Origin of the sequence: Leclercia adecarboxylata (assembly GCF_035787115.1) — a bacterium.
Taxonomy (GTDB): Bacteria; Pseudomonadota; Gammaproteobacteria; order Enterobacterales; family Enterobacteriaceae; genus Enterobacter; species Enterobacter adecarboxylatus_E.
Window position 1 is genome coordinate 37768 of the sequence record NZ_JALKTL010000006.1, and the last position, 25701, is coordinate 63468.

A 25701-nucleotide genomic window follows, 5' to 3' on the forward strand; every position below is an offset into this window, starting at 1 on the left:
CATGGGTATCTTCTCCATCGCCAACCAGCACCTGCGCTTCGCGGTTAAGCTGGCCTTCGCCATCGTGCTGGCGCTGTTTGTCGGGTTCCACTTTCAGCTGGAAACGCCCCGCTGGGCGGTGCTGACGGCAGCGATTGTCGCCGCCGGCCCGGCGTTTGCCGCAGGCGGTGAACCTTACTCCGGCGCTATCCGCTATCGCGGCATGCTGCGTATTGTCGGCACCTTTATTGGCTGTATCGCCGCGCTGACCATCGTGATCCTGATGATCCGCACCCCGCTGCTGATGCTGATGGTGTGCTGTATCTGGGCCGGTTTTTGTACCTGGATCTCCTCCCTGGTTCGGGTGGAGAACTCCTATGCATGGGGGCTTTCCGGTTATACCGCGCTGATCATTATCATCACTATCCAGACCAATCCCCTGCTGGCGCCGCAGTTTGCCGTGGAGCGCTGCAGCGAGATTGTGATGGGGATTGTCTGTGCGATCGTGGCGGATTTGCTGTTCTCCCCGCGTTCGATCAAACAGGAGGTGGATCGTGAGCTGGATGCGCTGATCGTCGCCCAGTATCAGCTCATGCAGCTGTGCATCAAGCATGGCGACAGTGAGGAGGTGGATAACGCCTGGAGTGCGCTGGTACGTCGTACCACCGCGCTGGAAGGGATGCGCAGCAACCTCAATATGGAGTCTTCACGCTGGTCGCGGGCCAACCGCCGCCTGAAAGCGCTCAACACCGTCTCCTTAACGTTAATCACCCAGGCCTGTGAAACTTATCTGATCCAGAATAACCGCCCCGAGGCTATCACGGAGACCTTCCGGGAGCAGTTTGACACGCCCGTTACTACCGTTCAGGACGTACATAAGCAGCTCAAACGCATGCGTCGGGTCATCGCCTGGACCGGCGAGCGCGACACGCCGGTAACGATCTACACCTGGGTCGGAGCGGCGACACGTTACCTGCTGCTCAAGCGTGGGGTGATCGGCAATACCAAAATCAGCGCCACTGAAGAGGAGGTGCTGCAGGGTGAAGTGGTGGTGAAAGCCGAGTCGGCGGAACGCCATCATGCGATGGTTAACTTCTGGCGCACCACGCTCGCCTGTATGCTCGGAACGCTGTTCTGGCTGTGGACCGGCTGGACCTCTGGCAGCGGCGCCATGGTGATGATCGCCGTGGTCACCTCGCTGGCGATGCGACTGCCTAATCCCCGGATGGTGGCGCTCGATTTTCTGTATGGCACCCTGGCGGCGCTGCCGCTTGGCGCTTTCTACTTCCTTGTGGTCCTCCCGTCGACCCAGCAAAGCATGTTGCTGCTCTGCCTGAGTCTCGCCGTTATGGCCTTCTTTATCGGTATAGAGGTGCAGAAGCGACGCCTGGGGTCGCTGGGGGCCCTGGCCAGTACTATCAATATCCTGGTGCTGGATAACCCGATGACCTTTCACTTCAGCCAGTTTCTTGACAGCGCGCTGGGGCAGATTGTTGGCTGCTTCCTGGCGATGATGGTGATCCTGCTGGTGCGCGATAACTCGCAGGCCAGAACCGGACGCGTGCTGCTGAACCAGTTTGTTTCTGCTGCCGTCTCTGCGATGACCACCAACACCGCCCGACGTAAAGAGAACCACCTGCCCGCGCTCTACCAGCAGCTTTTTTTACTCCTGACCAAATTCCCGGGCGACATTGCGAAGTTCCGGCTGGCCCTGACGCTGATCATCGCCCACCAGCGTCTGCGTAATGCGCCGATACCGGTGAATGACGATCTCTCTGCGTATCACCGCCAGCTGCGCCGTACTGCCGATCATGTGATTTCGGCCTCCAGCGACGATAAGCGCCGACGTTACTTTACGCAGCTGCTGGCGGAGCTGGATATCTATCAGGAGAAGCTGCGTATCTGGGAGGCGCCGCGACAGGTGACCGAACCGGTACAGCGGCTGGTGGGCATGCTGCATCGTTACCAGAACGCCCTGACCGACAGCTAATCCTCCTGAAAACCGACGCAATAAGCGTCGGTTTTTTTGTGGCTATACTTATCCTGGCAAGTACGTAAACCCAAAATGGGAGGATACATGACTACCCAGGCTCTTCAGGATAGTGCGCTATTTCAGTCCGGATATTTAGTCGATGGCGTATGGAAAACGCTCGATACCACATTCGATGTAGTTAACCCGGCGACCGGAGAGGTGATCGCCCGGGTCGCAAAAGCAGGTAAAAAAGAGGCCGAAGAGGCCATCGCCGCCGCGAACCGCGCCTTCCCGGCCTGGCGCGCCAGAACTGCAAAAGAGCGTTCGGCCATCCTTTATCGCTGGTATGAACTGATCATTGAAAACAAACAATGGCTTGGCCAGCTGATGACCACCGAGCAGGGCAAACCGCTGAAAGAGGCGGAAGGGGAAGTGGAGTACGCGGCCAGTTTTATCCAGTGGTTTGCCGAGCAGGCCAAACGTGCTAACGGCGAAATCATCCCACCCGTTAAACCCGGCTCCCGCATTCTTGCCACCCGTGAACCCATTGGCGTTGTGGCGGCCATCACGCCGTGGAACTTCCCTATGGCGATGCTGACACGTAAGCTGGGCCCGGCGCTGGCTGCTGGTTGTACCGGGGTAATAAAACCAGCCAACAACACGCCGCTCAGCGCCTTTGCGCTGCTTACGCTGGCCAAAAAGGCGGGCGTACCGGATGGCGTATTAAACGCGGTAGCGGGGAATACCTCTGAGATAAGCGACGCGATTATGGCCAGTCCTGAAGTGCGCAAAATCTCCTTTACCGGCTCGACGGCGGTCGGCAAAACGCTGATGCGCAACGCCGCCGAAACCATGAAAAAAGTCTCGATGGAGCTGGGGGGAAATGCGCCTTATATCGTCTTTGACGATGCCGATATCGATGCCGCGGTAGAAGGGGCTATCGCCAATAAATTCCGCAATGCCGGCCAGGTCTGCGTCAGCGTCAATCGCTTCTATATTCAGGAGTCGGTGTACGACGCGTTCGTCACCAAACTTGCCGCAGCGGTGAACGACTTAAAAGTGGGTAACGGCCTGGAAGAGGGCACCCTTGTCGGGCCGCTGATTGAACCTGCCGCGGTGAACAAAGTGCGCGAGCACGTTGAGGATGCGGTTGCCAAAGGGGCCAGCGTGCTGGCAGGTGGTAAAGCCCATGCTCTCGGCGGGAATTTCTGGCAACCGACGGTATTGGGGGAGTGCCACGAAGGGATGGCGCTCGCCAGCGAAGAGACCTTCGGACCCGTGGCGGCCTGCTTCCGTTTCACTTCAGAAGAGGAGGTGATTCAGCGTGCTAACGATACGCCGTTTGGCCTGGCAGCCTATTTCTATACGCAGAATTTGCAGCGAGTCTTCCGCGTATCTCAGGCCATAGAGAGCGGCATGATTGGCATTAACGAATGCGCGGTTTCCACGGAGCTTGGGCCTTTTGGCGGGGTGAAAGAGTCGGGGCTGGGTCGCGAAGGGTCAGTGCTGGGACTGGAAGAGTTCCTGGAAGTGAAAACCCTGCATATCGGGGGATTATAATCGACAGGGCGGCATAAGCCGCTCGCCTGGACGGGGTGGCTGGCAATGAATATTTATACGTTTGATTTTGATGAAATCGACAGTCAGGAGGACTTCTATCGTGAGTTTTCACGTACCTTCGGCATGGGTCAGGAGAGTGTGACGGATCTGGACTCCCTGTGGGAAATTGTGACCAGCAGCCAGTTACCGCTACCGCTCGAAATCGAGTTTATCCATTTGCCGGAAAAGCTACGCAGGCGCTTTGGCGCGTTGATTCTGCTGTTTGATGAGGCGGAAGAGGAGCTGGAAGGACAGATTCGCTTTAACGTACGTCAATGAAGGACATAAAAAAGCCCCTGCGAGGCAGGGGCAAGTCGTAAATCAATACGACGAGGGTTTATTTGTACAGCTCAGCGGTCGCATGCCAGTGATCGCCGGTGTTCAGTTCGGTGACGCGATAGCTGCTGGCGCCCGCTTTTTCAGCTTTTGCCGCCAGAGCCTGACGGATATCCATCGGAGAACCGGCAACTTCAGTTACGGAGATACTTCCCATAGATTGCAGGTTTTGTGCCTGGTCCGCATTGACCTGGTGTACAGCTGCGCTGGCACCAAATGAGAGAACGGAAGCGAAACCAGCGGCGATGAGTAATTTAGTGTTCATAATCTTGACTCCTTACAGGGCAAGCTCAACGGCAAGAAGGGTTGTGCTGCTATTTTTATGCCTGGTGCCGTTGAACAGAGATATCGGGTATTTCGGTTAATGCTCGGTACGACTTATTTATACAGCTCAGCGGTGGCATGCCAGTGATCGCCAGTACGCGCTTCGATAACGCGATAGGATGAGGCACCCTGTTCCTGCGCTTTTTTGTTCAGCATCTGGTTCATGTCCATCGGAGACGTACCGACTGCACCGACAGAAACTGTACCGATAGATTCACGAGACTGAGCCTGATCGGCGTTGATCGCATCGGCGGCAAAGGCGCCGAAAGACAGGACAGACAGAATGCTAAGGGTGGCTACCGTTGTTTTGATTTTCATGATTCTTTTCCTCGTCATATTCTTTACTGGGGTCGTTGTTTCGTGACCCTCATCACAAAATCAAGTATACACTAATAACGGCAAAAATTAATACCATGCTAATTGTTTCTTGTGTAATCACGTATTAAGTAATTGCATTTTTATAACCATAAAGCATAAAAAATCGAGCGGAAAGCACGGTCCAATGAATTATTTTCAATAAAATTAATGGGATATGCCAATTTGATTATTCGTGCGATTTTGCGGTTTATCATTCACCAAGTGAATGCATTGAGACAGAAAAACGCACTATTTGTTAAATTACAGATAACAGATTGTAGGGGGAAACGAGACGGGCGCAGAAGGATCCCCGCTGCGGCAGGCAGCAGGGAAGAGAGATTAGAGTTCCTGTTCGAACAGAACCAGAATGGCTTCGTAGAGATCTTTAACCGAGAAACCATTGGCTGGCGTCGTGAAGATAGTATCGTCGCCAGCGATGGTGCCGAGGATGCCTTCCGCTTTACCCAGCGAGTCGAGCAGGCGTGCAATCAACTGCGCAGCGCCTGGACTTGTGTGGATCACCACCACGGCATCGTTGTAGTCGATATCCAGCACCAGATTCTTCAGCGGGCTCGACGTTGTCGGAACACCCAATTCAGCTGGCAGACAGTAGACCATCTCCATTTTGGCATTGCGGGTACGCACCGCACCAAATTTGGTTAACATGCGGGAGACTTTCGACTGGTTGATGTTTTCGAAACCCTCATCCTGCAGGGCCTGGACGATCTCCCCCTGAGAACTAAATTTTTCTTCTTTAAGCAGCGCTTTAAACGCTTTAACCAATTCTTCTTGTTTAGAAGAGATTCGCATAAATCACCCGAAATATAGCGGTAGAAACAACATTATTATGCACATGGATGAATTTTTATGCAAATTATCTGCCCAATCTTAGGCTGAAATAATGTTATGAAAGGGAGTGATTTTATCAAAATTCGTTATCGAGGAACATGCCTGCGTCACGCCTCGCAAATAAGCTTAAAAGTAAATTAAATGTTATCAAATTGATGTTGTTTTGGTGGCTTGCGAGGGTGTATTGTAACCACCTCTTGATTCGTTGCTTAGTTACCGCATAACGCCCGATAGCCTTCAGGCAGATGCGAAAAGTGCGTGACCACTAATTCTGACATTACGAAGATTGTAATTATTGATCTGCTGAATTAAGGTCGCCGCGACGGAGTAACAGAAAGTTAGCTCACCATAATAAGGAGTTTAGGATGAAAGTCGCAGTCCTCGGCGCTGCTGGCGGTATCGGCCAGGCGCTTGCCCTACTACTGAAAACTCAGCTGCCTGCAGGCTCAGAACTCTCTCTTTACGATATCGCCCCGGTAACCCCTGGTGTGGCGGTAGACCTCAGCCACATCCCGACGGCTGTCAAAATCAAAGGCTTCTCCGGTGAAGATGCTCGTCCGGCGCTGGAAGGCGCGGACGTTGTGCTGATCTCCGCAGGCGTAGCGCGTAAGCCAGGCATGGATCGTTCCGACCTGTTCAACGTGAACGCGGGTATCGTTAAGAACCTGATTCAGCAGGTGGCTACTACCTGCCCGAAAGCCTGCATCGGTATCATCACTAACCCGGTTAACACCACTGTGGCCATCGCTGCAGAAGTGCTGAAAAAAGCGGGCGTGTATGACAAGAACAAACTGTTTGGCGTGACCACGCTGGACATCATCCGCTCCAACACCTTTGTTGCGGAACTGAAAGGCAAGCAGCCAACCGAACTCGAAGTGCCGGTTATTGGCGGGCACTCTGGCGTGACCATTCTGCCACTGCTGTCGCAGATCCCAGGCGTGAGCTTCACCGAGCAGGAAGTGGCTGACCTGACCAAACGCATCCAGAACGCGGGCACCGAAGTGGTGGAAGCGAAGGCGGGTGGCGGCTCTGCAACCCTGTCTATGGGCCAGGCTGCGGCACGTTTCGGCCTGTCTCTGGTACGCGCCCTGCAGGGCGAACAGGGCGTGGTGGAATGCGCTTATGTTGAAGGTGACGGCGAGCACGCACGCTTCTTCTCTCAGCCGCTGCTGCTGGGTAAAAACGGTATCGAAGAGCGTAAATCTATCGGCACCCTGAGCGCGTTTGAGCAGCAGGCGATGGCCGGTATGCTTGAAACCCTGAAGAACGATATCGTTCTGGGCGAAGAGTTCGTTAACAAGTAAGCAACTTGCGTCCCGTCAGGGCAATAAAAACCGGAGCTGATGCTCCGGTTTTTTTATGCCTGCTGGCTCAGTTGGTGGCCGGGTATTCCTGAATGGTGACCTGCAGGGTCAGTTTCTTATCATCACGCATCACTTCGACCGGAATGATAGAGCCAGGCCTGATCTCCGCCACCTGATCCATGGTTTCCAGCGCTGACACGGCCGGTTTCCCGTTTACCGAGACGATCACGTCGTTGACCCGGATACCCGCTTCCGCCGCCGGGCCACCGGCGGTGACTTCGTTCACCACAATCCCCTGGATCTGATCGATACCGCCACCCTGAGAGTGCAGCGGAGCAATCTCACGGCCGCCAATGCCAATGTAGCCGCGGATCACCCGGCCGTCACGAATCAGCTTATCCATAATCTTATTGGCCAGCTGGAACGGGATCGCAAAGCCGATGCCTTCGGGCGTTTCGCCGTCGTTGCTCTTATCAAACGACAGGGTGTTGATGCCCATCAGCTCACCCAGCGAGTTCACCAGCGCGCCGCCGGAGTTGCCGTGGTTAATGGAAGCATCCGTTTGCAGGAAGTTCTGCCGCCCGGACGGGTTCAGACCGATACGCCCGGTGGCGCTGATGATCCCCTGGGTAATGGTCTGGCCGAGGTTATAGGGATTACCAATTGCCAGCACCACGTCGCCGATATGCGGTGTACGTTTACGGTTGATAGGGATAACGGGCAGGCCGCCCGTAGCATTGATTTTGAGGACCGCCAGATCCGTCAGGCTGTCGGAGCCAACAAGCAGCGCTTCAAAGACGCGGCCATCCTGCAGTGCAACGATGATCTGATCGGCATCGTTGATTACATGTTTGTTAGTAATAATGTAGCCGCGTTCATCCATGATCACCCCGGAGCCCAGGGTTCTGATCTCAAGCTGATTATGGCTGGTGCTGTTCAGCCCACGGTTATAGACGTTAACCACCGCAGGAGCGGCACGGCGTACTGCCTGATTGTAGCTGGCAGGCGTTTCATCTGCGCTGTCAAATTGCGGCGCAGCCAGTTGATTGAACTGACGTAAAGAGGGCATCGCGGCCAGTAACAGGCCACCTACAACCAGGCCGATGGCGACCGAACGAATTAGCTTAAAAACCATGATACGGGCGTCGTTAAAGGGAGAACGCAAGCAGCATAACATGACTTATCCGGACATCACACGGGGTGATGTCCGGACGTGTACAGGCTTAACGCAGCAGAATATAGAGCGTATCGTTGCCGCGCACGATCTGCAGGGCGATAACGGTGGGTTTTTTCTCCAGCACTTTGCGCATTTCGGCGATAGACTGCACGCGAACGCGGTTCACCCCAATGATTACATCATCCTGATGCAGTCCGGCCTGCGCGGCAGGGCTGCTCTTCTCGACGCTGTCGAGTGTGATGCCTTTAGTGCCGTCTTTTAACTGGCCGTCACTTAATGTTGCTCCTTGCAGCGCCGGGGCAATCATCTCTGCACTGGCCGATGACGAGGTGCTTTTATCCAGCGTGACCTGCAGATCCAGTGGTTTGCCGTCACGCAAAATGCCGAGCTTAACCGTGGCGCCAGGCTCCGTGGTGGCGATGCGCGAGCGTAGCTCTGCAAAGCTGCTTAACGGTTTATCATTCAGGCTGACGATGACGTCACCGGATTTCACGCCCGCTTTTGCCGAGCCGGAGTTTGGCAACACTTCGCTGACGAAGGCGCCGCGCTGCACGTTCAGGTTGAACGCTTTAGCAATATCCGCGCTCATTTCCGTGCCTTTAATGCCCAGCAGGCCGCGTTTCACTTCGCCGAAATCAATCAGTTGCTGTGCCAGCGTACGGGCCATGTTGCTGGGGATAGCAAAGCCAATCCCCACGCTACCGCCGCCAGGCGCCAGAATGGCGGTGTTAATGCCGATCAGCTCCCCGTTCAGGTTCAGCAGCGCGCCGCCGGAGTTACCGCGGTTAATGGAGGCGTCGGTCTGGATAAAGTTTTCCAGCCCTTCGAGGTTCAGGCCACTGCGACCCAAAGCGGAGACGATGCCGGAGGTGGCCGTCTGGCCCAGACCGAAGGGGTTACCTACCGCCACCGCGAAATCGCCGACGCGCAGTTTGTCGGAATCGGCGATGGCGATTTGCGTCAGACCGGTTGGGTTCTGCAATTGCAGCAGGGCGATATCGCTCTGATCGTCGCCGCCAATCAGTTTGGCATCGAACTCCCGGCCATCGTTCATCTGGACGCTGATTTTATCCGCGTGGCTGATGACATGGTTATTGGTCAGGACATAGCCTTTCGCGGCATCGATCACCACGCCGGAGCCCAGACCTTCAAAAGGTTGTGCCTGATCGGGCGCTTCATCACCAAAATACTTTTTCAGCTCTTCCGGGATGCGCTGGCTCTGCACCGCGGTGCCTTCAACCTGCACGCTTACCACCGCGGGCAGGACTTTTTCCAGCATCGGGGCAAGGCTCGGGAGCGCAGCCTGACCCGGGACCTGTGAAGGGATTGCCGCCGCCGCCGGATACGATGCCGACAGCGATAATCCGATACTCAATGCTAACGCGCTCAACAGCTGATTTTTTTTGTTCATTTATGCTGGCTCTCGCAACCTGGAATGGAGGAATAACGGCCCTGAAACAGACTGATGTTATTGAATTTTAAAACGCTGAACAATGAGGTGTTTTACTAAATGATAGCTGGGGTCGGGAAGAAAGGACGGGCGCAAGGGCTGCGCCCGTAAAATTTATTTTTGCTATGCGATTAATCGCGTTTTGCGCCACCGCGCAGCAGGCCGGATGCGCCTTCGGAGTAGTCACGTGGCATCTGTACTGGCGCCTGATCGTTACCGGCTTCGGATTCTGCCAGGCGGTTGCGGAACGGATTGTTCTCCGCACTCATCTCCGGCAGCAGGTTACTGGAGCTTTTCGCCATATGCTGATAAAGCTTGCGGTAATCATGAGCCATGTTGTCCAGCAGCTCAGCGCTCTGGGCAAAATGGTTGACCAGCTCTTCGCGATACTCATCCAGTTCAGCTTTGTTCTTTTCCAGTTCGTACTGCAACGCCTGTTGCTGGCGCAATTTGCGATTTCCAAAACGCATGGCCACGGCGCCGATAGCGATGCCGACGACTAAACCAATTAGCGCATATTCCCAGGTCATGAACTTCTCCCGTTGTCTTGTGGTTCCGTAGGGTGTTGGCTCGGCTTCATGCCTGTGCCTGATTATGCCACTATAACCGCTATTTCCTTAGAAGTGGAATCCCACCGCATCATCGCGTACTGTAGAACGGCCTTTTTTTCGTCAACTGAGCCGTCTGACGAGTAATAATTGAAGGAATAACAATAAGATTATGCAAAGCCTTTCCCCGACATCGCGTTACCAACAGGCCCTGGATGAGGGCTCCCACCAGCCAGATGATGTACAGCGTGAAGCGGTAAGGCGTCTTGACAACATCTGGCAGGCGCTGACCACCCAGCCGACCGAGGCCGCGCCTGCGGGAGGGCTCAAGGCCGCGTTTGGCCGGTTGCTGGGTAAGAAAGCGCCGCAGAACGTCACGCCGGTACGCGGCTTATATATGTGGGGAGGGGTCGGGCGTGGCAAAACCTGGCTGATGGATCTGTTTTACCAGAGCCTGCCGGGAACACGTAAGCAGCGTCTGCATTTTCACCGCTTTATGCTGCGGGTGCATGAAGAGCTGACGGCCCTGCAGGGGCAGAGCGATCCGCTGGATATTGTCGCCGAGCGTTTCAAAGCCGAAACGGATGTGCTGTGCTTCGATGAGTTTTTTGTCTCTGATATTACCGACGCTATGCTGCTGGGCGGATTAATGAAAGCGCTGTTTGCCCGAGGCATTACCCTGGTGGCGACATCGAACATTCCCCCGGATGAGCTCTATCGCAACGGTCTGCAACGCGCCCGTTTCTTACCCGCTATCGAGGCAATTAAAGAGCATTGCGACATTATGAATGTCGATGCCGGCGTTGATTACCGCCTGCGTACGTTGACTCAGGCCCATCTGTGGATTTCGCCGTTGAATGACGATACCCGGCAGCAGATGGATAAACTGTGGCTGGCGCTCGCCGGGGCAGAACGTGATAACGCCGCGGTGCTGGAAGTGAACCATCGTCCGCTGCAAACGCTGGGCGTTGTTAATCAGACCCTTGCTGTATCCTTCGCTACCCTCTGTGTCGATGCCCGCAGCCAGCACGACTATATAGCGCTCTCGCGCCTGTTCCATACGGTGATGCTGTTTGATGTTCCGGTGATGACCACGCTGATGGAGAGCGAAGCCCGACGCTTTATCGCCCTGGTCGACGAGTTTTACGAGCGCCACGTCAAGCTGGTGGTGAGCGCTGCTGTTCCTTTATATGAGATCTATCAGGGGGAACGGCTGAAGTTTGAGTTCCAGCGCTGCCTGTCACGTCTGCAGGAGATGCAGAGCGAAGAGTACCTGAAGCGCGAACACATGCCTTAAGTAAGCTACCCTCTCCCTGTGGGAGAGGGGCTGGGGGTAAGGGCATCAGACCGCACTTTCCCCGCCCCGTAAAAACCCGCGTCAAATCACAATTAAGGGTCGATCTTTACCCCTGACTTCTCTATAATCTTGCGACCCCACGTTACAAGAAGGTTTTTTTCCCAAAACTTTCTCTGCGCCGGCATAGGCTATTCGAAGGGGTAGGTTTGCTGGACAATGTCGTGTGAACCTCAACTACTAAACGTTTGGGTGTTCACCAACGTGTAACTTATTTATTTGGGTAAGCTTTTAATGAAAACTTTTACAGCTAAACCAGAAACCGTAAAACGCGACTGGTATGTTGTTGACGCGACCGGTAAAACTCTGGGCCGTCTGGCTACCGAACTGGCTCGTCGCCTGCGCGGTAAGCACAAAGCGGAATACACTCCGCACGTAGATACCGGTGATTACATCATCGTTCTGAACGCTGACAAAGTTGCTGTAACCGGCAACAAGCGTACTGACAAAGTGTACTATCACCACACCGGCCACATCGGCGGTATCAAACAAGCGACCTTTGAAGAGATGATTGCCCGCCGTCCTGAGCGTGTGATTGAAATCGCGGTTAAAGGCATGCTGCCAAAAGGCCCGCTGGGTCGTGCTATGTACCGTAAACTGAAAGTTTACGCAGGTAACGAGCACAACCACGCGGCACAGCAACCGCAAGTTCTTGACATCTAATCGGGATTATAGGCAATGGCTGAAAATCAATACTACGGCACTGGTCGCCGCAAAAGCTCCGCCGCTCGCGTGTTCATCAAACCGGGCAGTGGTAAAATCGTAATCAACCAGCGTTCTCTGGAACAATACTTCGGTCGTGAAACTGCCCGCATGGTAGTTCGCCAGCCGCTGGAACTGGTTGATATGGTAGAAAAACTGGATCTGTACATCACCGTTAAAGGTGGTGGTATCTCTGGTCAGGCAGGTGCGATCCGTCACGGTATCACCCGCGCTCTGATGGAGTACGACGAATCCCTGCGTTCTGAACTGCGTAAAGCTGGCTTCGTTACTCGTGACGCTCGTCAGGTTGAACGTAAGAAAGTGGGTCTGCGTAAAGCACGTCGTCGTCCACAGTTCTCCAAGCGTTAATTGGCTTCTGCTTCGGCAGAGAACAATTTGCGAAAACCCGCTTCGGCGGGTTTTTTTATGCCTGACGCAGAACATCCCTGGATGCAGACTTGCTTTCTGACCTCTTTTTCCGCATTTCCAGAATCCCCTCACCACAAAGGTCGCAAAATCTGGTAAACTATCATCCACTTTTGTGTCCAAATAACGGTGAATGCTCGATTTTTGTTCTCTTTTTGAACAAGAGTAGAAATTCCCTGGGATGGGCAATAAAACATCTGGCTAGCCTGTATGGCTGGTAGCAGTAAAAATTCTGAATATACCTGGAGGTTTTCATGGCTGTCGCTGCCAACAAACGTTCGGTAATGACGCTGTTTTCTGGTCCTACTGACATTTATAGCCATCAGGTTCGTATCGTGCTGGCCGAGAAGGGTGTCAGTTTTGAGATCGAGCATGTGGAAAAGGATAACCCGCCTCAGGATCTGATCGATCTCAACCCAAGCCAGAGCGTACCAACGCTGGTGGATCGTGAGCTGACCCTGTGGGAATCCCGTATCATTATGGAATATCTGGATGAGCGTTTCCCGCATCCGCCGCTGATGCCGGTCTATCCGGTTGCGCGTGGGGAAAGCCGTCTGTACATGCAGCGTATCGAGAAAGACTGGTATACGCTGATGAACGTTATTGCTAACGGGTCTTCGTCAGAAGCCGATGCAGCACGTAAACAGCTGCGTGAAGAGCTGCTGGCCATTGCGCCGGTGTTCGGTCAGAGACCTTTCTTCCTGAGCGATGAGTTCAGCCTGGTCGATTGCTACCTGGCTCCGCTGCTGTGGCGTTTGCCTATTCTGGGCGTTGAGTTTAGTGGCCCGGGCGCAAAAGAGCTCAAAGGCTACATGACGCGCGTATTTGAGCGTGATTCATTCCTGGCTTCACTGACTGAAGCTGAACGTGAAATGCGTCTCGGCCGGGGTTAATCATTGTGGAAATGTCACAGCTGTCTCCGCGCCGTCCGTATCTGCTGCGTGCCTTCTATGAATGGCTGCTGGATAACCAGCTCACGCCGCACCTGGTAGTGGATGTGACGTTACCGGGCGTGCAGGTTCCGATGGAATACGCACGCGACGGGCAAATTGTGCTGAACATCGCGCCACGGGCGGTAGGCGGTCTGGAGCTGGCAAACGATGAAGTTCGCTTCAACGCTCGCTTCGGTGGCGTGCCTCGCCAGGTTTCTGTGCCGCTGGCTGCCGTACTTGCTATCTATGCGCGTGAAAACGGTGCCGGAACAATGTTTGAACCGGAAGCGGCGTATGACGAAGAGGTTGCCAGCCTGAACGATGGTGATGGAGCCTCCGCCAGTGAAGGGGAGACGGTGATGTCAGTGATTGACGGCGATAAACCCGATCACGATGACGAGCCTGATAATGACCCGCCGCCACGCGGTGGGCGTCCCTCATTGCGTGTTGTAAAATAAAAAAAGGGCCTCAGGCCCTTTTTTTATTTCTGCGAAAGCATCACATAAGGTGAGTCAATATTTTAAGCCTGAGAGACATAATTACAAATAATGGTCTGTTGGGGTTTTAAACGGTCACATAATAACTGGGATCAAAATTACCGCATTACTTATAAAGTTTACACTATGAGTATGACTGTATTCAGGTGCGGATGCACCAAATATGGCGTCAATTATCCGGATGACGCATTTCAGTAAATTATCATATTAAATATTGTTGATAGCGGTTTTAGTGAACTTAAATGATATTAATAGGAATATCCTGTAATCTTATCCTCACTATTTATTACAAATAGTCTATGTCTGACATAGTACCCTCTATTACTCAGCAAAGGAAATGACCAGCTGGATCGCTTGTTGGTCAATTAATTTAAGGAAAGAAAATGACTCAGTTTAAAAAGACGTTATCCACTTTAGGTGTATGTGCTGCTCTGATGATGGCCGCTCAGGTAAATGCTGCCACCGAGACCACCCTGAAAGTGACCGGTACCATTGTTCCTGCTGCTTGCTCTCCTTCCCTGAGCAACGGTGGTGAAGTATCATTTGGTTCAATTGCAGCTGCCTCCATCCGCAACGCGGCAGAAGGTAACTCTCTGGTGCAGCTGGGTACAAAAGATGTCACCTTAACCATCACCTGTGAAGCGAATGCGGCTGTCGGTTTTAAAATGATGGATAACCGCGCCAGCTCCGCTGTTGCCCTGTCTTCAACTGCATTTATTAACCCATCCGTTTCTGGAATAACTCCAGCCACTAACGATTATCTCGGCTTTGGTCTGGGCCTGGCATCTAATGGGGCAAAAATCGGTGCGTACACCGTTATGCTTGACTCTGCCAATGTTGTTGCTGATGGCGAATCGGTTGCCACGGTGTGGTCTGATGATTCAGGCAAAAACTGGACTGCAGGTGAAAATGTCCGCCAGGTTAAAGACAATATGCGTATTATGACTGTAGCTGCTAAGTCCAGTACCGCTGAACCAAAAATGTTTAAAGAAGCGACTATGCCTCTCAAAATCTCTGCAGGCGTACAGACCACTTCTGTTCTGGGTGGTGATGAGATTACCCTTGATGGTAATGCAACCCTGAGCCTTGTTTATCTCTAAGATATAATAATGCGTGCGATGTTATAACTTTTAAAAAAAACGTCGCACAGCATTAAAATATTTAAATCGTCTGTAATAAAATTTTTAAATACTTATTTTTAATTATCAATGCCTTCTGGATTCGCCCTTATTTATAGTTATTAAGTTGTTGGGATTATTATGAAACATAGTGTTATTTATTCACTATTATTTCTTTCGATGCAAGCCTGTGCCACTGGAATGGTGCCTGAAACCTCTGTTTTACTTGTTAATGCGGAGAAGGGCGAAGCCAGCATGAATATTACCAATACGGATTCGGCACCTGCTCTGCTTTATACAAATATTGTCGATTTGCCTGAAAGTAATAAAAATGTCCGTCTTATTGTTTCACAACCAGTCGTCAGGGTAGAGCCGGGAGCTGTACAGCGTATACGCTTTATGTTGCAAATGGATAAGCCATTAACCCAGCAGGAATTAAAAAGAGTAACCTTTGAAGGTATTCCTCCCAAAATAAAAGGAAAAGAAAGGCTGGCTGTAACCATCCGCCAGGATTTACCGGTAATCATTCACCCTGCCGGCCTTAAAGAGGACGCAACGCCCTGGAAACATCTGCAGTGGATCAAAAGTGGAGATGCTATTGTCGTCAAGAACCCATCGGATTATGTGGTACGAATGACAACAGGCTTTACCTCATTACCTTCAGGTCAGCAAGGATCGTTAAAAAATACCTATCTGCTGCCTCATACCAGTATGACAGTGACGTTGCCTGATAAGGCTGATACGAAAGTTGAATTTTATCCTGCCAGCCGTTATGGCTATAAAGGGGAGCGTTACACAGCATCGCTTCAATAAGCGGTTCAGGGAGGACAGGGATGTTCAAAAGAACGCTTCTTATGTGCGCAATAAGTTTAGTGTGTTCAAGGCAAGGAAATGCTACCGGTTTTGATTCTGGCCCCGTTGAGTTTGATAGTGAAACACTCAAATCTCTGGGTATCGATCCCTCGGTGTCAGGGTATTTTGCTAACAAAGCTCGCTTTATGCCAGGAAATACGCGGGTCACATTGAAAGTTAATGGAACCGATAAAGGCAATCTCGTCGCCAGTTTTGATCAGCGCGGTGAGCTTTGTTTTGATCGGCCGTTAATGGAACAGGCCAATATTCGTATTCCCGGTGATTATAAGGAAGGGTGTTACAACTATCTAGAAAAACATCCCGAGGCGGTGGTAAATACGGTTCCCGGCCAGGAGTTAATCGAATTAATCGTTCCACCTGAAGAAATAAGCCGTCAATATTCGAACCCCACACATTTTAATATGGGTGGTTCGGGGGCGATGATTAATTATACGGCGATGTCTTCCCGCAGCGAGTATAGCGGTGGCAGTTCTGACTATTCTCAGGCGCAACTGGAAGGCGGCGTAAATGTCGCTGGATGGTTATTGCGTAGCCAGCAGTTATTTAGCCAAACCGAGGGGCGTTTTAATAGCGAAAACGGTCAGACCTGGTTACAGCGTACGTTTGTCGATTTACAGACCACTGCCAGGATGGGTGAAGTCAATATGAATAATACGCTGCTGGAAGGCACGGGTTTGTATGGCGTGACCCTGGCACCCGAAAACGCGCTGAAAACCCCGGAAGGGTTGGTAAAAATAAGTGGCATTGCCAATACATCCCAGGCTCGCGTAGAAGTACGTCAGCAGGGCATTTTGATCTATTCCACACTGGTTCCGGTTGGGCCCTTTATGCTCACCGATGTGCCTTTACGAAACTACAACAGCGACCTTAATGTCACCGTTGTTGAAACTGATGGCAGCCAGCATAGCTATGTTATGCCTTCGTCGCTCTATCTTCAGAAGATGGGAGATCCCGGCGGGTTATTTTTATCCTTCGGGCAGGTCAGTGATGATTACGATAAAAAGCCTGTGGTGATGAGCGCGTCAGGTGGCTGGCGTGTGTTGCCGGAGGCCAATGCCAGCGTCGGCATGATTCTGGCGAAGGATTTTCAAGCCGCGGGGGTGGGTATTGATACCGCACTATTGTCGACAACCTTGCTCAGCCTTAAGGCGAAGCAGTCATATGATCGTACGAAGTCATTACAGGGGCAGAGCTATCGTGCAGATGTCAGCATCGCGACGAGGTTGGGCGTAAGTATCACGGCATCATCGACCTACTACTCTGCGGGCTATCGCGAGTTTTCGCAGTTTATTGATAAGCATTATACGGCGACAAAGGAGCATGAGTATTCGCTCGGGCTACAGTGGCAAAGTAAGGATTTTGGCGCGTTTAGCACAAGCCTTTACGAAACGAAAAACCGGGGTAATGAGGGTCGGACACGTTACATCACCGCAGGTTGGGGCGGTAGTTTGAGTTCTGCAACAATTTCAGTGAACTGGCAGCGTCAACTAAGCGGAACCCAGGACAATGAGAAAAACGAAGATTTCTTTTATGTGAACGTTACCGTTCCCTTTGGGCAAAGCAGCGTAAGCGCTTATGCGCGGCGTGACAGCGGCAGAACCCGCTATGGCTCTACCATTAACGGCAATATTAATGACGACAACGCCTATATGCTGGGTACCGAACTGGGCCGGGAAGAGGGCGATCGCAATTTTAGTGCGGGTCTGAGCAGCAATCTGCACTACACGCAGCTGATGCTGAATGGCAGCGTGGCGGGGGAAAACCGACGCAACTATTCAGGTTTATTACAGGGTGGAGTGGTAGCGCATGCGGATGGCATAACTTTTTCGCCGTTGCCGGTGCGTGAAACATACGGGATTGCATCCCTGGCTGAACCCGTTTCTGGCGTAAAAATTGATACGCCGCAGGGGCCTGTCTGGACGGACAGTCGTGGTTATGCCGTTTTACCTTCGCTGAATGCCTGGCAAAGATCGCGTATCGAGGTCAACACCGAAACGCTGCCTAAGAATATGGATATCGGCAATGGCACGCGCATGCTGAACCAGGGACGAGGGTCGGTTGGTAAGGTTCAGTTTAACGCCATTACTCAGCGGCGGGTTTTACTGAACGTGACGATGGCGAACGGTAAGAAATTACCTAAAAACCTGACCATCACCAATGATAAGGGGGATTACCTCACGACGTCGGTGGATGAGGGGGTGGTGTTTCTGAATAACGCGACCGCCCGGCAGACGCTTGTCGCTCAGGGTGAAATCGATAGCTGCCGCATAACGCTGGCATTGCCCGATAAGGCTGAGTTAGGGGTTTTTTATGAAACGGCGAAAGGAGTTTGCCAATGAAACACGTCTTGCTGATGGTTGTCATGCTGGGCACACCGGCGCTCAGCTGGGCCGAGTGCCAGATCTTTTCCAGTCAGCAAAAAGTGACATGGAGCAGGCTCAGCGCGGCGGAAAGGCAACAGGCCAATGGACAAGCCATTACGCTACCGGAGAAGCAGATTCAGATTCAGGTCGTTTGCAGCGAGCCGCAACGCATTCGCCTCTTTATAGGTAGCGAGCGGCCACAAAATGGCACTTTTTCTCTGGGCCCCAAGGGTGAAATGCGTGTTATCGCCTCCCGAGCCTATGTCGATGATAAGCCTGTACGCCTGGTTCCCGTGAAGGTGTCTGATACGCTCCTGACTTCCGGAGGAAATGAGACGCTGGATATCGGGCTTAATCAGGGGCTGGCCTTTATGAATGGACAAGAGGCTCACGGGAAAACCGCCTCACTCTCGCTCACCGTTATGTCCACGATAAAACCCGGCGCTATCACTGAAAGAACGACCTGGCGCGGCAATCTGAGAATCAAAATGGATGTGCAATAATGCGACACGTTTATCTGCTGCTGGCGGCCTTAACGACCGCCTCCGTATCGGCGAATGATAGCGTCGGCGTTGACTTTGAGCTGACGGCGGATGCTGCGGCCTGCACCCCGGCGCTAAGCAATAACGGTGTTGCCGATTTTGGTTCCCGCAATGCAGGCAGCTTATCTGCCAATGCCTATACCCAACTAGGCACCCGAGACTTAACCTTAACGATCGCCTGCGAATCCTCCACGGCGCTGGCTGTTACAGCGCGGGATACCCGACGATCGTCGGTAAGTATTGGGGAAGATGCAGAGCGTGCTGTGGGTCCACATTTTAACCACAACGGCAGCCTGAACGTGGGGTATGCCTCAAGGCTATTCGGTCTGGGCGTGACGGCGGAAAACAAGCGTATCGGTAGCTATGCGATTCTGATTAAAGCAGACAGCATCGTTGCGCTGGACGGTAGTCAAAACGTAAACGTCGATATGGCCGGATCCGAAACAAAAAGCGGCCCATGGTCGAGGCTCGATCACTATCTACTCCCGGCAACCGAGAGCTATTTTTATACCTTTGTAAAAAAAGGGACGGTGGTGCCACAGGCGGTAAGTTCCGTGAGCGTACCGTTACAGGTCAGCGTTGCCGTAGCAAATAAACTCGGCAGCAGTCAGCAGATCTCATTGGATGGTGAGGCGGTTATTAGTATCGTCTATTTGTAATTGCGCAAAGGCGATACAGAGGCGGCCCGGTAAACATATATTTACCGGGCCGTTTTTTAGACTTCGAGGAAGTTCATGATACCGTCTGCCGCTTTACGGCCTTCGGCAATGGCGGTGACCACCAGGTCAGAGCCGCGAACGATATCGCCACCGGCGAAGATCTTCGGGTTACTGGTCTGGAATGCGTTGTCGCTGCCTTCAGGAGCAATGATACGGCCCTGGGAGTCCAGCTCGACGCTATGCTGCGCCAGCCACTCCATGCTGTGCGGGCGGAAACCGAATGCCATCACTACGGCATCGGCCGGGATCACGTGCTCGGAACCGGCGACGATCTCCGCGCGACGACGGCCTTTCGCATCCGGCGCACCCATTTCGGTACGCGCCATCTTCACGCCGCTCACCTTGCCGTTAGCATTCACTTCAATACCCAGGGGCTGGATGTTGAACTGGAATTCAACGCCCTCTTCACGCGCGTTTTTCACTTCGCGTTTTGAGCCGGGCATGTTCTCTTCGTCACGACGATAGGCACAGATCACGTGCGCCGCATTCTGACGAATAGAGGTACGCACGCAGTCCATCGCGGTATCACCCCCGCCCAGTACCACCACACGTTTGCCTTCCATGCTAACGAAAGGCTCATCGGCGGTTTCGCCGTAGCCCATCAGCTGTTTGGTGTTGGCAATCAGGAACGGCAGTGCGTCGTATACGCCCGGCGCATCTTCGTTGTCCAGCCCACCGCGCATTGACTGATAGGTGCCCACGCCCAGGAACACGGCGTCGTAATCTTTCAGCAGCTCGTCAAGCAGCACGTCGCGACCCACTTCGGTATTGAGTTTGAACTCAATACCCATGCCGGTGAAGATTTCACGGCGGCGGGTCATCACCTCTTTCTCCAGCTTAAAGGCCGGGATGCCGAAGGTCAGCAGGCCGCCGATTTCCGGGTGACGGTCAAACACTACCGCCTTCACGCCGTTACGGGTCAGCACGTCCGCACAGGCCAGGCCCGCCGGACCCGCACCGATGATCGCCACACGCTTGTCGGTCTGACGTACGCCGGTCATGTCCGGGCGCCAGCCCATCTCGAACGCTTTATCGTTGATATAGCGCTCGATGTTACCGATGGTCACTGCACCGAACTCGTCGTTCAGTGTGCAGGAACCTTCGCACAGACGGTCCTGCGGACACACACGTCCGCACACTTCCGGCAGGGTGTTGGTCTGGTGAGACAGCTCGGCAGCTTCGAAAATACGCCCTTCGTTGGCCAGCTTCAGCCAGTTCGGGATGTAGTTATGGACCGGGCATTTCCACTCGCAGTATGGGTTGCCGCAGGACAGGCAGCGGTCTGCCTGTGCTTTGGCCTGGCCTTCTGAAAACGGCTCATAAATTTCAACAAATTCAATTTTACGGATCTTCAGCGGCTTCTTCGGCGGATCCACACGCTGCAGGTCGATAAACTGGTAAACATTCTGGCTCATCTGAATTCCTTACTGCGCCTGCACACGCAGCTCTGCTGCGCTACGACTACGGTGACCCAACAGGGCTTTAACATCGCTGGATTTCGGTTTAACCAGCGCGAATTTCGCAGAGAACGCTGGCCAGTTCGCCAGAATCTCTTCGCCGCGCACGGAACCGGTATGGTGCACGTGTTCGGTAATCAGACCGCGCAGGTGCTCCTCGTGGATCGCCAGGCTGTCAACGTCCAGCACTTCCACCAGCTCCGGGTTCACGCGTTTGCGGAACTCACCGTTTTCATCCAGTACATAGGCGAAACCACCGGTCATACCTGCGCCGAAGTTCACGCCCGTTTTGCCCAGCACGCAGACAATCCCACCGGTCATGTATTCACAGCCGTTATCGCCGATACCTTCCACCACGGTGATGGCGCCGGAGTTACGTACCGCGAAACGCTCACCCGCACGGCCTGCGGCAAACAGACGACCACCGGTTGCGCCGTACAGACAGGTGTTGCCGATGATGCTGGCATCACAGCTGCGGAAGGCAGAGCCGACCGGAGGACGTACCGCCAGCAGACCGCCCGCCATGCCTTTACCGACGTAGTCATTGGCATCGCCGGTCAGATACAGTTCCACGCCGCCGGCGTTCCACACGCCGAAGCTCTGGCCCGCGGTACCGCTGAAGTGTGCGGTGATCGGATCGGCTGCCAGCCCCTGGTCACCGTGCGTCTGTGCGATGTAACCGGAGAGGGACGCGCCCACAGAGCGGTCGGTGTTGCGAATATCAAACCAGAAGGTTTTGCTCTGCTTCTCATCCACAAACGGCTTCGCCTGCTGCAACAGTTGCGCATTCAGCACGCCATTATCGAACGGCGGGTTTTTCTCGGTGCAGTACACCGCTTTGCCTGGATGCGGCTCAGCCGTTTCCAGCAGGCGGGACAGCTTCAGGTTCTGCTGTTTGGCGGTAAAACCATCCAGCTCTTTCAGCAGGTCGGTACGGCCAATCAGATCCACCAGACGCGTCACGCCCAGCTGCGCCATCAGCTCGCGGGTTTCGCGGGCGATGAAGTCAAAGTAATTCGTCACTTTGAACGGCAAACCGTGGTAGTGGTTTTTACGCAGCTTGTCGTCCTGGGTGGCAACACCGGTTGCGCAGTTGTTCAGATGACAAATACGCAGGTATTTACAGCCCAGCGCCACCATCGGACCGGTACCGAAACCAAAGCTTTCCGCACCTAAAATCGCCGCTTTAATGATGTCGAGGCCGGTTTTCAGGCCGCCGTCCACCTGCAGACGGATCTTGTGACGCAGGCCGTTAGCTACCAGCGCCTGCTGCGTTTCAACCAGACCCAGCTCCCACGGGCAACCCGCATATTTCACGGAAGAGAGCGGGCTTGCTCCCGTACCACCGTCATAACCGGCGATGGTGATGAGATCCGCATAGGCTTTCGCCACACCGGTTGCGATGGTGCCGACGCCAGGTTCGGAAACCAGCTTCACGGAGATCATCGCTTTCGGGTTGACCTGCTTCAGGTCGAAAATCAGCTGTGCCAGATCCTCGATAGAGTAAATATCGTGGTGCGGCGGCGGGGAGATCAGCGTCACGCCCGGTACCGAGTAGCGCAGTTTAGCGATGTAAGGGGTGACTTTGTCACCCGGTAACTGACCACCTTCGCCCGGTTTTGCACCCTGAGCGACTTTAATCTGAATGACATCGGCATTGACCAGGTACGCTGGCGTCACACCGAAGCGGCCAGAGGCGACCTGCTTGATGCGCGACACTTTGTTGGTGCCATAGCGCGCCGGATCTTCACCGCCTTCGCCGGAGTTAGAGTTACCGCCGATGCTGTTCATTGCCTCAGCCAGCGCCTCGTGGGCTTCCGGACTCAGCGCGCCGATAGACATCGCGGCGGTATCAAAGCGTTTGAACAGTTCAGTCGCCGGTTCAACGTCATTGATGCTGACCGCCGTATCGCCCGGGTTCAGCGCCAGCAGGTCGCGCAGCGTGGCCGCCGGGCGGTTGTTTACCAGCTCAGCATACTGTTGATAATCGCTGTACTCACCGCTCTGAACGGCCTGTTGCAGGGTGCGCACCACATCAGGGTTATAGGCGTGGTATTCGCCGCCGTGCACATACTTCAGCTGTCCGCCCTGATCGAGTGGCTTACGTGCCAGCCAGGCGCGTTTGGACAGGTTCAGCAGATCCTGCTGGAAGTCGCTGAAGCTCGCTCCGCCGATGCGGCTAATCACGCCCTGGAAACAGACCTCCGCGACATCATCATGCAGACCAACGGCTTCGAACAGCTTCGAGCAGCGGTAAGAGGCGATGGTCGAGATGCCCATTTTGGACATGATCTTGTACAGACCTTTGTTGATGCCGTTACGGTAGTTCAGCATCACGGTACGGTAATCTTTTTCGATGGCGTTGGTGTCAACCAGTTTCGCCAGCGTTTCGTAGGCAAGGTACGGATAAATCGCCGTCGCACCAAAGCCCAGCAGCACGGCAAAGTGGTGCGGATCGCGGGCGCTTGCAGTCTCAACAATGATGTTGGCATCACAGCGCAGGCTTTTTTCAACCAGGCGAGTCTGAATCGCGCCCACCGCCATTGGTGCCGGAACCGGCAGGCGGTTCTTCGCGATGTTACGGTCGGACAGCACCAGCAGAACGGTACCGTTACGCACCATCTGTTCAGCTTTGTCGCACAGCGCGCTCACCGTCTCTTCGAGGCTCGCTTCAGTCACGTCGAAGGTAATATCGAGCGTGTCGGCGCGGTAGTGCTCCTCTTCCATGGTGGTGAGCTGGGTAAAGTCGGAGTAGAGCAGGATCGGCGACTTAAAGGTCAGACGGTGCGCCTGGCCTTCGGCTTCGCAGAAGACGTTCATCTCTCGGCCGATGCTGGTCGCCAGCGACATCACGTGTGCTTCACGCAGCGGATCGATTGGCGGGTTGGTCACCTGCGCAAACTGCTGACGGAAGTAGTCGTAAATGATACGCGGCTGGCTGGAGAGTACGGCGAACGGGGTATCGTCACCCATGGAGCCGACCGCTTCCTGGCCGTTTTCACCCAACACGCGGATAACGGAGTCCAGTTCTTCCGCGCTGTAGTTGAACTGTTTCTGGTAGCTGGCCAGGGTATCGTCATCCAGCTCGCGGCTGCCCACGTCCTGATCCGACAGATCTTCGAACGGCACCAGACGGCGAACGTTCTTTTCCATCCACTCTTTATACGGATGGCGGCTTTTCAGATCGTTATCGGTTTCCGCGGAGTGCAGAATGCGGCCGCCACGGGTGTCGATAACCATCAGCTCGCCAGGTCCGACGCGGCCTTTTTCGACCACTTCGTCAGGCTGGTAGTCCCAGATGCCCACTTCGGAGGCACAGGTAATCAGCTTGTCTTTGGTGATGACGTAGCGCGCGGGACGCAGACCGTTACGGTCGAGGTTACAGGCGGCAAAGCGACCGTCGGACATCACGATACCGGCCGGACCATCCCATGGCTCCATGTGCATGGAGTTAAAGTCGAAGAAGGCGCGCAGCTCCGGATCCATATCCGGGTTGTTCTGCCAGGCTGGCGGAACGAGCAGGCGCATGGCGCGAACGATATCCATCCCGCCAGCGAGCAGCAGTTCCAGCATGTTATCCATCGAGCTGGAGTCAGAGCCGGTTTCGTTAACGAACGGCGCGGCATCGTGCAGATCCGGAATCAGTGGGGTCTGGAATTTATAGGTACGCGCGCGTGCCCACTGGCGGTTACCGGTGATGGTATTGATTTCGCCATTGTGCGCAAGGTAGCGGAACGGCTGAGCCAGCGGCCAGCGTGGTACGGTGTTAGTGGAGAAGCGCTGGTGGAACAGGCAGATGGCCGATTCCAGACGCAGGTCCGCCAGGTCCAGGTAGAAGCGCGGCAGGTCAGCCGGCATACACAGACCTTTATAGATGTTCACCAGGTTTGAGAGGCTACAAACGTAGAACTCTTTATCGTCCTGCAGGCGTTTTTCAATGCGGCGACGGGCGATAAACAGGCGGCGTTCCATATCACGCGGACGCCAGCCCGCGGGCGCGTTGACAAAAATTTGCTCGATACGAGGCAGCGAGGAGAGGGCGATTTCACCGAGCACCCCTTCGTTGGTTGGCACATCGCGCCAGCCGACAATAGACAGGGTTTCGCGTTGAAGTTCTTCTTCGACGATGCGGCGTGATACGGCTGCTTTTTCAGCGTCCTGATTCAGGAACAGCATGCCGACAGCGTAGTTTTTAGCTAAACGCCAGCCGCGCTCTTCCGCCACGATGCGGAAGAAACGATCCGGTTTTTGCAGCAGCAGACCGCAACCGTCGCCGGTTTTACCATCCGCAAGGATAGCGCCACGGTGCTGCATACGGGCCAGTGCGTGTATAGCGGTACGCACTACCTTGTGGCTAGGTTCGCCTTCTATGTGGGCGATCAGGCCGAAACCACAGTTATCCTTCTCAAGGGATTTATCGTACAACATATCAGTGAACCTCCCCAGGCTCGTCGGGCTTCCCACTGAACCGTGGCGCACAGGCACAGAAAGAGGATGGCGACGGGGTTTGCGTTTCATACGCTTACCTCGCATTCGCCCTCTTAATATCCTTTTCGCGCAGGTAAACAAGTTTGAGGACTTGCTTCAGAGGGAATCTCAATTACTGCATAAATATGATGAGCAGGCTGCTCATCCAGAAAGCTTCCAGCGGATTTCCAACTTATCGGGAATCTGTACACAGGTCAAATGGCAATCTTATTTATACAAAAGTGTGCTAAAGTAAGGTTAATTAATTGATTTTTATAGATAATTAACCAGTTTCACATCCCTGTAACCTTGCTGTGGGCTTTGGGGTAGTGTGATCTGACTCACTATATGAAAGC

22 protein-coding genes are annotated in these 25701 nt (G+C 53.9%); 14 read left to right on the plus strand and 8 right to left on the minus strand.

What is annotated here, in order from left to right; translation table 11 throughout:
• Position 1 precedes the first annotated feature (1 nt).
• The 3 genes from aaeB (at position 2) to MXM41_RS17495 (ending at position 3829) form a co-directional block, all read left to right on the plus strand.
• Entirely contained in the window at positions 2 to 1969 is a 1968-nt protein-coding gene (aaeB, locus tag MXM41_RS17485) for a p-hydroxybenzoic acid efflux pump subunit AaeB (protein WP_325933351.1), read from the plus strand.
• 87 nt (positions 1970 to 2056) lie between these two features.
• On the plus strand, positions 2057 to 3511 hold the full coding sequence (locus MXM41_RS17490) for an NAD-dependent succinate-semialdehyde dehydrogenase (RefSeq protein ID WP_325933352.1): 1455 nt from the start codon (positions 2057 to 2059) through the stop codon (positions 3509 to 3511).
• Between the two features lie 45 nt (positions 3512 to 3556).
• Entirely contained in the window at positions 3557 to 3829 is a 273-nt protein-coding gene (locus MXM41_RS17495; RefSeq protein WP_325933354.1) for a barstar family protein, read from the plus strand.
• A 58-nt stretch (positions 3830 to 3887) separates the two neighbouring features.
• On the opposite strand, the gene yhcN (MXM41_RS17500) is transcribed toward MXM41_RS17495, so the two are convergent.
• From yhcN (MXM41_RS17500) to argR, 3 genes are all read right to left on the minus strand, one after another.
• Positions 3888 to 4151 (minus strand): peroxide/acid stress response protein YhcN, encoded by a 264-nt coding sequence (gene yhcN / locus MXM41_RS17500; RefSeq protein ID WP_325933356.1) that lies wholly within the window; start codon positions 4149 to 4151, stop codon positions 3888 to 3890.
• Positions 4152 to 4264: 113 nt separating this feature from the next.
• Positions 4265 to 4528, minus strand: coding sequence for a peroxide/acid stress response protein YhcN (gene yhcN, locus MXM41_RS17505; protein ID WP_142487282.1), 264 nt, complete (start codon positions 4526 to 4528; stop codon positions 4265 to 4267).
• Positions 4529 to 4906: 378 nt separating this feature from the next.
• Positions 4907 to 5377 carry a transcriptional regulator ArgR gene (argR, locus tag MXM41_RS17510; protein WP_103824952.1) on the minus strand — a complete coding sequence of 157 codons (471 nt, stop codon included), beginning with the start codon at positions 5375 to 5377 and terminating at the stop codon, positions 4907 to 4909.
• Positions 5378 to 5781: 404 nt separating this feature from the next.
• Between argR and mdh the strand changes: the two genes are divergently transcribed.
• Entirely contained in the window at positions 5782 to 6720 is a 939-nt protein-coding gene (mdh, locus tag MXM41_RS17515; protein WP_103177218.1) for a malate dehydrogenase, read from the plus strand.
• Positions 6721 to 6787: 67 nt separating this feature from the next.
• Here mdh and degS read toward each other — a convergent pair whose 3' ends face one another.
• From degS to zapG, 3 genes are all read right to left on the minus strand, one after another.
• Positions 6788 to 7855: an outer membrane-stress sensor serine endopeptidase DegS gene (degS, locus tag MXM41_RS17520; RefSeq protein ID WP_325933359.1), complete on the minus strand. Its 1068-nt coding sequence runs from the start codon at positions 7853 to 7855 to the stop codon at positions 6788 to 6790.
• Between the two features lie 88 nt (positions 7856 to 7943).
• Entirely contained in the window at positions 7944 to 9308 is a 1365-nt protein-coding gene (degQ, locus tag MXM41_RS17525) for a serine endoprotease DegQ (protein ID WP_325933361.1), read from the minus strand.
• 170 nt (positions 9309 to 9478) lie between these two features.
• Complete coding sequence (gene zapG / locus MXM41_RS17530; RefSeq protein ID WP_156264736.1) at positions 9479 to 9877, minus strand: Z-ring associated protein ZapG; 399 nt, start codon at positions 9875 to 9877, stop codon at positions 9479 to 9481.
• Positions 9878 to 10067: 190 nt separating this feature from the next.
• Between zapG and zapE the strand changes: the two genes are divergently transcribed.
• The 10 genes from zapE to MXM41_RS17580 all read left to right on the plus strand — a co-directional run bounded on the left by zapE (position 10068) and on the right by MXM41_RS17580 (position 19361).
• Positions 10068 to 11192 (plus strand): cell division protein ZapE, encoded by a 1125-nt coding sequence (zapE, locus tag MXM41_RS17535; protein WP_325933363.1) that lies wholly within the window; start codon positions 10068 to 10070, stop codon positions 11190 to 11192.
• A gap of 291 nt (positions 11193 to 11483) precedes the next feature.
• Positions 11484 to 11912, plus strand: a complete 429-nt coding sequence (gene rplM, locus MXM41_RS17540) for a 50S ribosomal protein L13 (RefSeq protein ID WP_024551131.1) — start codon at positions 11484 to 11486, stop codon at positions 11910 to 11912.
• Positions 11913 to 11927: 15 nt separating this feature from the next.
• Positions 11928 to 12320 carry a 30S ribosomal protein S9 gene (gene rpsI / locus MXM41_RS17545; RefSeq protein WP_003860436.1) on the plus strand — a complete coding sequence of 131 codons (393 nt, stop codon included), beginning with the start codon at positions 11928 to 11930 and terminating at the stop codon, positions 12318 to 12320.
• Positions 12321 to 12631: 311 nt separating this feature from the next.
• Positions 12632 to 13270 carry a stringent starvation protein SspA gene (gene sspA, locus MXM41_RS17550; RefSeq protein WP_039031606.1) on the plus strand — a complete coding sequence of 213 codons (639 nt, stop codon included), beginning with the start codon at positions 12632 to 12634 and terminating at the stop codon, positions 13268 to 13270.
• A gap of 5 nt (positions 13271 to 13275) precedes the next feature.
• Positions 13276 to 13767 carry a ClpXP protease specificity-enhancing factor gene (gene sspB / locus MXM41_RS17555; protein WP_325933364.1) on the plus strand — a complete coding sequence of 164 codons (492 nt, stop codon included), beginning with the start codon at positions 13276 to 13278 and terminating at the stop codon, positions 13765 to 13767.
• Between the two features lie 422 nt (positions 13768 to 14189).
• Positions 14190 to 14906: a DUF1120 domain-containing protein gene (locus tag MXM41_RS17560; protein ID WP_325933365.1), complete on the plus strand. Its 717-nt coding sequence runs from the start codon at positions 14190 to 14192 to the stop codon at positions 14904 to 14906.
• 159 nt (positions 14907 to 15065) lie between these two features.
• The gene (locus MXM41_RS17565; protein ID WP_325933367.1) at positions 15066 to 15737 is read left to right on the plus strand and encodes a fimbria/pilus chaperone family protein; all 672 of its coding nucleotides are present in this window, start codon (positions 15066 to 15068) and stop codon (positions 15735 to 15737) included.
• Positions 15738 to 15757: 20 nt separating this feature from the next.
• Positions 15758 to 18136, plus strand: a complete 2379-nt coding sequence (locus MXM41_RS17570) for a fimbrial biogenesis usher protein (protein WP_325933370.1) — start codon at positions 15758 to 15760, stop codon at positions 18134 to 18136.
• Complete coding sequence (locus tag MXM41_RS17575; RefSeq protein ID WP_325933371.1) at positions 18133 to 18663, plus strand: hypothetical protein; 531 nt, start codon at positions 18133 to 18135, stop codon at positions 18661 to 18663. Before MXM41_RS17570 ends, MXM41_RS17575 begins: the two co-directional genes overlap by 4 nt.
• On the plus strand, positions 18663 to 19361 hold the full coding sequence (locus tag MXM41_RS17580) for a DUF1120 domain-containing protein (RefSeq protein ID WP_325933373.1): 699 nt from the start codon (positions 18663 to 18665) through the stop codon (positions 19359 to 19361). Before MXM41_RS17575 ends, MXM41_RS17580 begins: the two co-directional genes overlap by 1 nt.
• Positions 19362 to 19417: 56 nt before the next feature.
• Here the strand turns inward: MXM41_RS17580 and gltD are convergent, their stop codons facing one another.
• Together gltD and gltB are read right to left on the minus strand one after the other, a co-directional pair.
• The gene (gene gltD, locus MXM41_RS17585; RefSeq protein WP_325933374.1) at positions 19418 to 20836 is read right to left on the minus strand and encodes a glutamate synthase subunit GltD; all 1419 of its coding nucleotides are present in this window, start codon (positions 20834 to 20836) and stop codon (positions 19418 to 19420) included.
• Between the two features lie 9 nt (positions 20837 to 20845).
• Positions 20846 to 25306, minus strand: a complete 4461-nt coding sequence (gene gltB / locus MXM41_RS17590) for a glutamate synthase large subunit (RefSeq protein ID WP_325933375.1) — start codon at positions 25304 to 25306, stop codon at positions 20846 to 20848.
• Positions 25307 to 25701: the final 395 nt, after the last annotated feature.

Excerpts from the sequence above, each read along its gene's own strand:
- aaeB (WP_325933351.1), top strand. The coding sequence starts at position 2 with ATGGGTATCTTCTCCATCGCCAACCAGCACCTGCGCTTCGCGGTTAAG.
- MXM41_RS17490 (WP_325933352.1), top strand. The coding sequence starts at position 2,057 with ATGACTACCCAGGCTCTTCAGGATAGTGCGCTATTTCAGTCCGGATAT.
- MXM41_RS17495 (WP_325933354.1), top strand. The coding sequence starts at position 3,557 with ATGAATATTTATACGTTTGATTTTGATGAAATCGACAGTCAGGAGGAC.
- yhcN (WP_325933356.1), bottom strand. The coding sequence starts at position 4,151 with ATGAACACTAAATTACTCATCGCCGCTGGTTTCGCTTCCGTTCTCTCA.
- yhcN (WP_142487282.1), bottom strand. The coding sequence starts at position 4,528 with ATGAAAATCAAAACAACGGTAGCCACCCTTAGCATTCTGTCTGTCCTG.
- argR (WP_103824952.1), bottom strand. The coding sequence starts at position 5,377 with ATGCGAATCTCTTCTAAACAAGAAGAATTGGTTAAAGCGTTTAAAGCG.
- mdh (WP_103177218.1), top strand. The coding sequence starts at position 5,782 with ATGAAAGTCGCAGTCCTCGGCGCTGCTGGCGGTATCGGCCAGGCGCTT.
- degS (WP_325933359.1), bottom strand. The coding sequence starts at position 7,855 with ATGGTTTTTAAGCTAATTCGTTCGGTCGCCATCGGCCTGGTTGTAGGT.
- degQ (WP_325933361.1), bottom strand. The coding sequence starts at position 9,308 with ATGAACAAAAAAAATCAGCTGTTGAGCGCGTTAGCATTGAGTATCGGA.
- zapG (WP_156264736.1), bottom strand. The coding sequence starts at position 9,877 with ATGACCTGGGAATATGCGCTAATTGGTTTAGTCGTCGGCATCGCTATC.
- zapE (WP_325933363.1), top strand. The coding sequence starts at position 10,068 with ATGCAAAGCCTTTCCCCGACATCGCGTTACCAACAGGCCCTGGATGAG.
- rplM (WP_024551131.1), top strand. The coding sequence starts at position 11,484 with ATGAAAACTTTTACAGCTAAACCAGAAACCGTAAAACGCGACTGGTAT.
- rpsI (WP_003860436.1), top strand. The coding sequence starts at position 11,928 with ATGGCTGAAAATCAATACTACGGCACTGGTCGCCGCAAAAGCTCCGCC.
- sspA (WP_039031606.1), top strand. The coding sequence starts at position 12,632 with ATGGCTGTCGCTGCCAACAAACGTTCGGTAATGACGCTGTTTTCTGGT.
- MXM41_RS17560 (WP_325933365.1), top strand. The coding sequence starts at position 14,190 with ATGACTCAGTTTAAAAAGACGTTATCCACTTTAGGTGTATGTGCTGCT.
- MXM41_RS17565 (WP_325933367.1), top strand. The coding sequence starts at position 15,066 with ATGAAACATAGTGTTATTTATTCACTATTATTTCTTTCGATGCAAGCC.
- MXM41_RS17570 (WP_325933370.1), top strand. The coding sequence starts at position 15,758 with ATGTTCAAAAGAACGCTTCTTATGTGCGCAATAAGTTTAGTGTGTTCA.
- MXM41_RS17575 (WP_325933371.1), top strand. The coding sequence starts at position 18,133 with ATGAAACACGTCTTGCTGATGGTTGTCATGCTGGGCACACCGGCGCTC.
- MXM41_RS17580 (WP_325933373.1), top strand. The coding sequence starts at position 18,663 with ATGCGACACGTTTATCTGCTGCTGGCGGCCTTAACGACCGCCTCCGTA.
- gltD (WP_325933374.1), bottom strand. The coding sequence starts at position 20,836 with ATGAGCCAGAATGTTTACCAGTTTATCGACCTGCAGCGTGTGGATCCG.
- gltB (WP_325933375.1), bottom strand. The coding sequence starts at position 25,306 with ATGTTGTACGATAAATCCCTTGAGAAGGATAACTGTGGTTTCGGCCTG.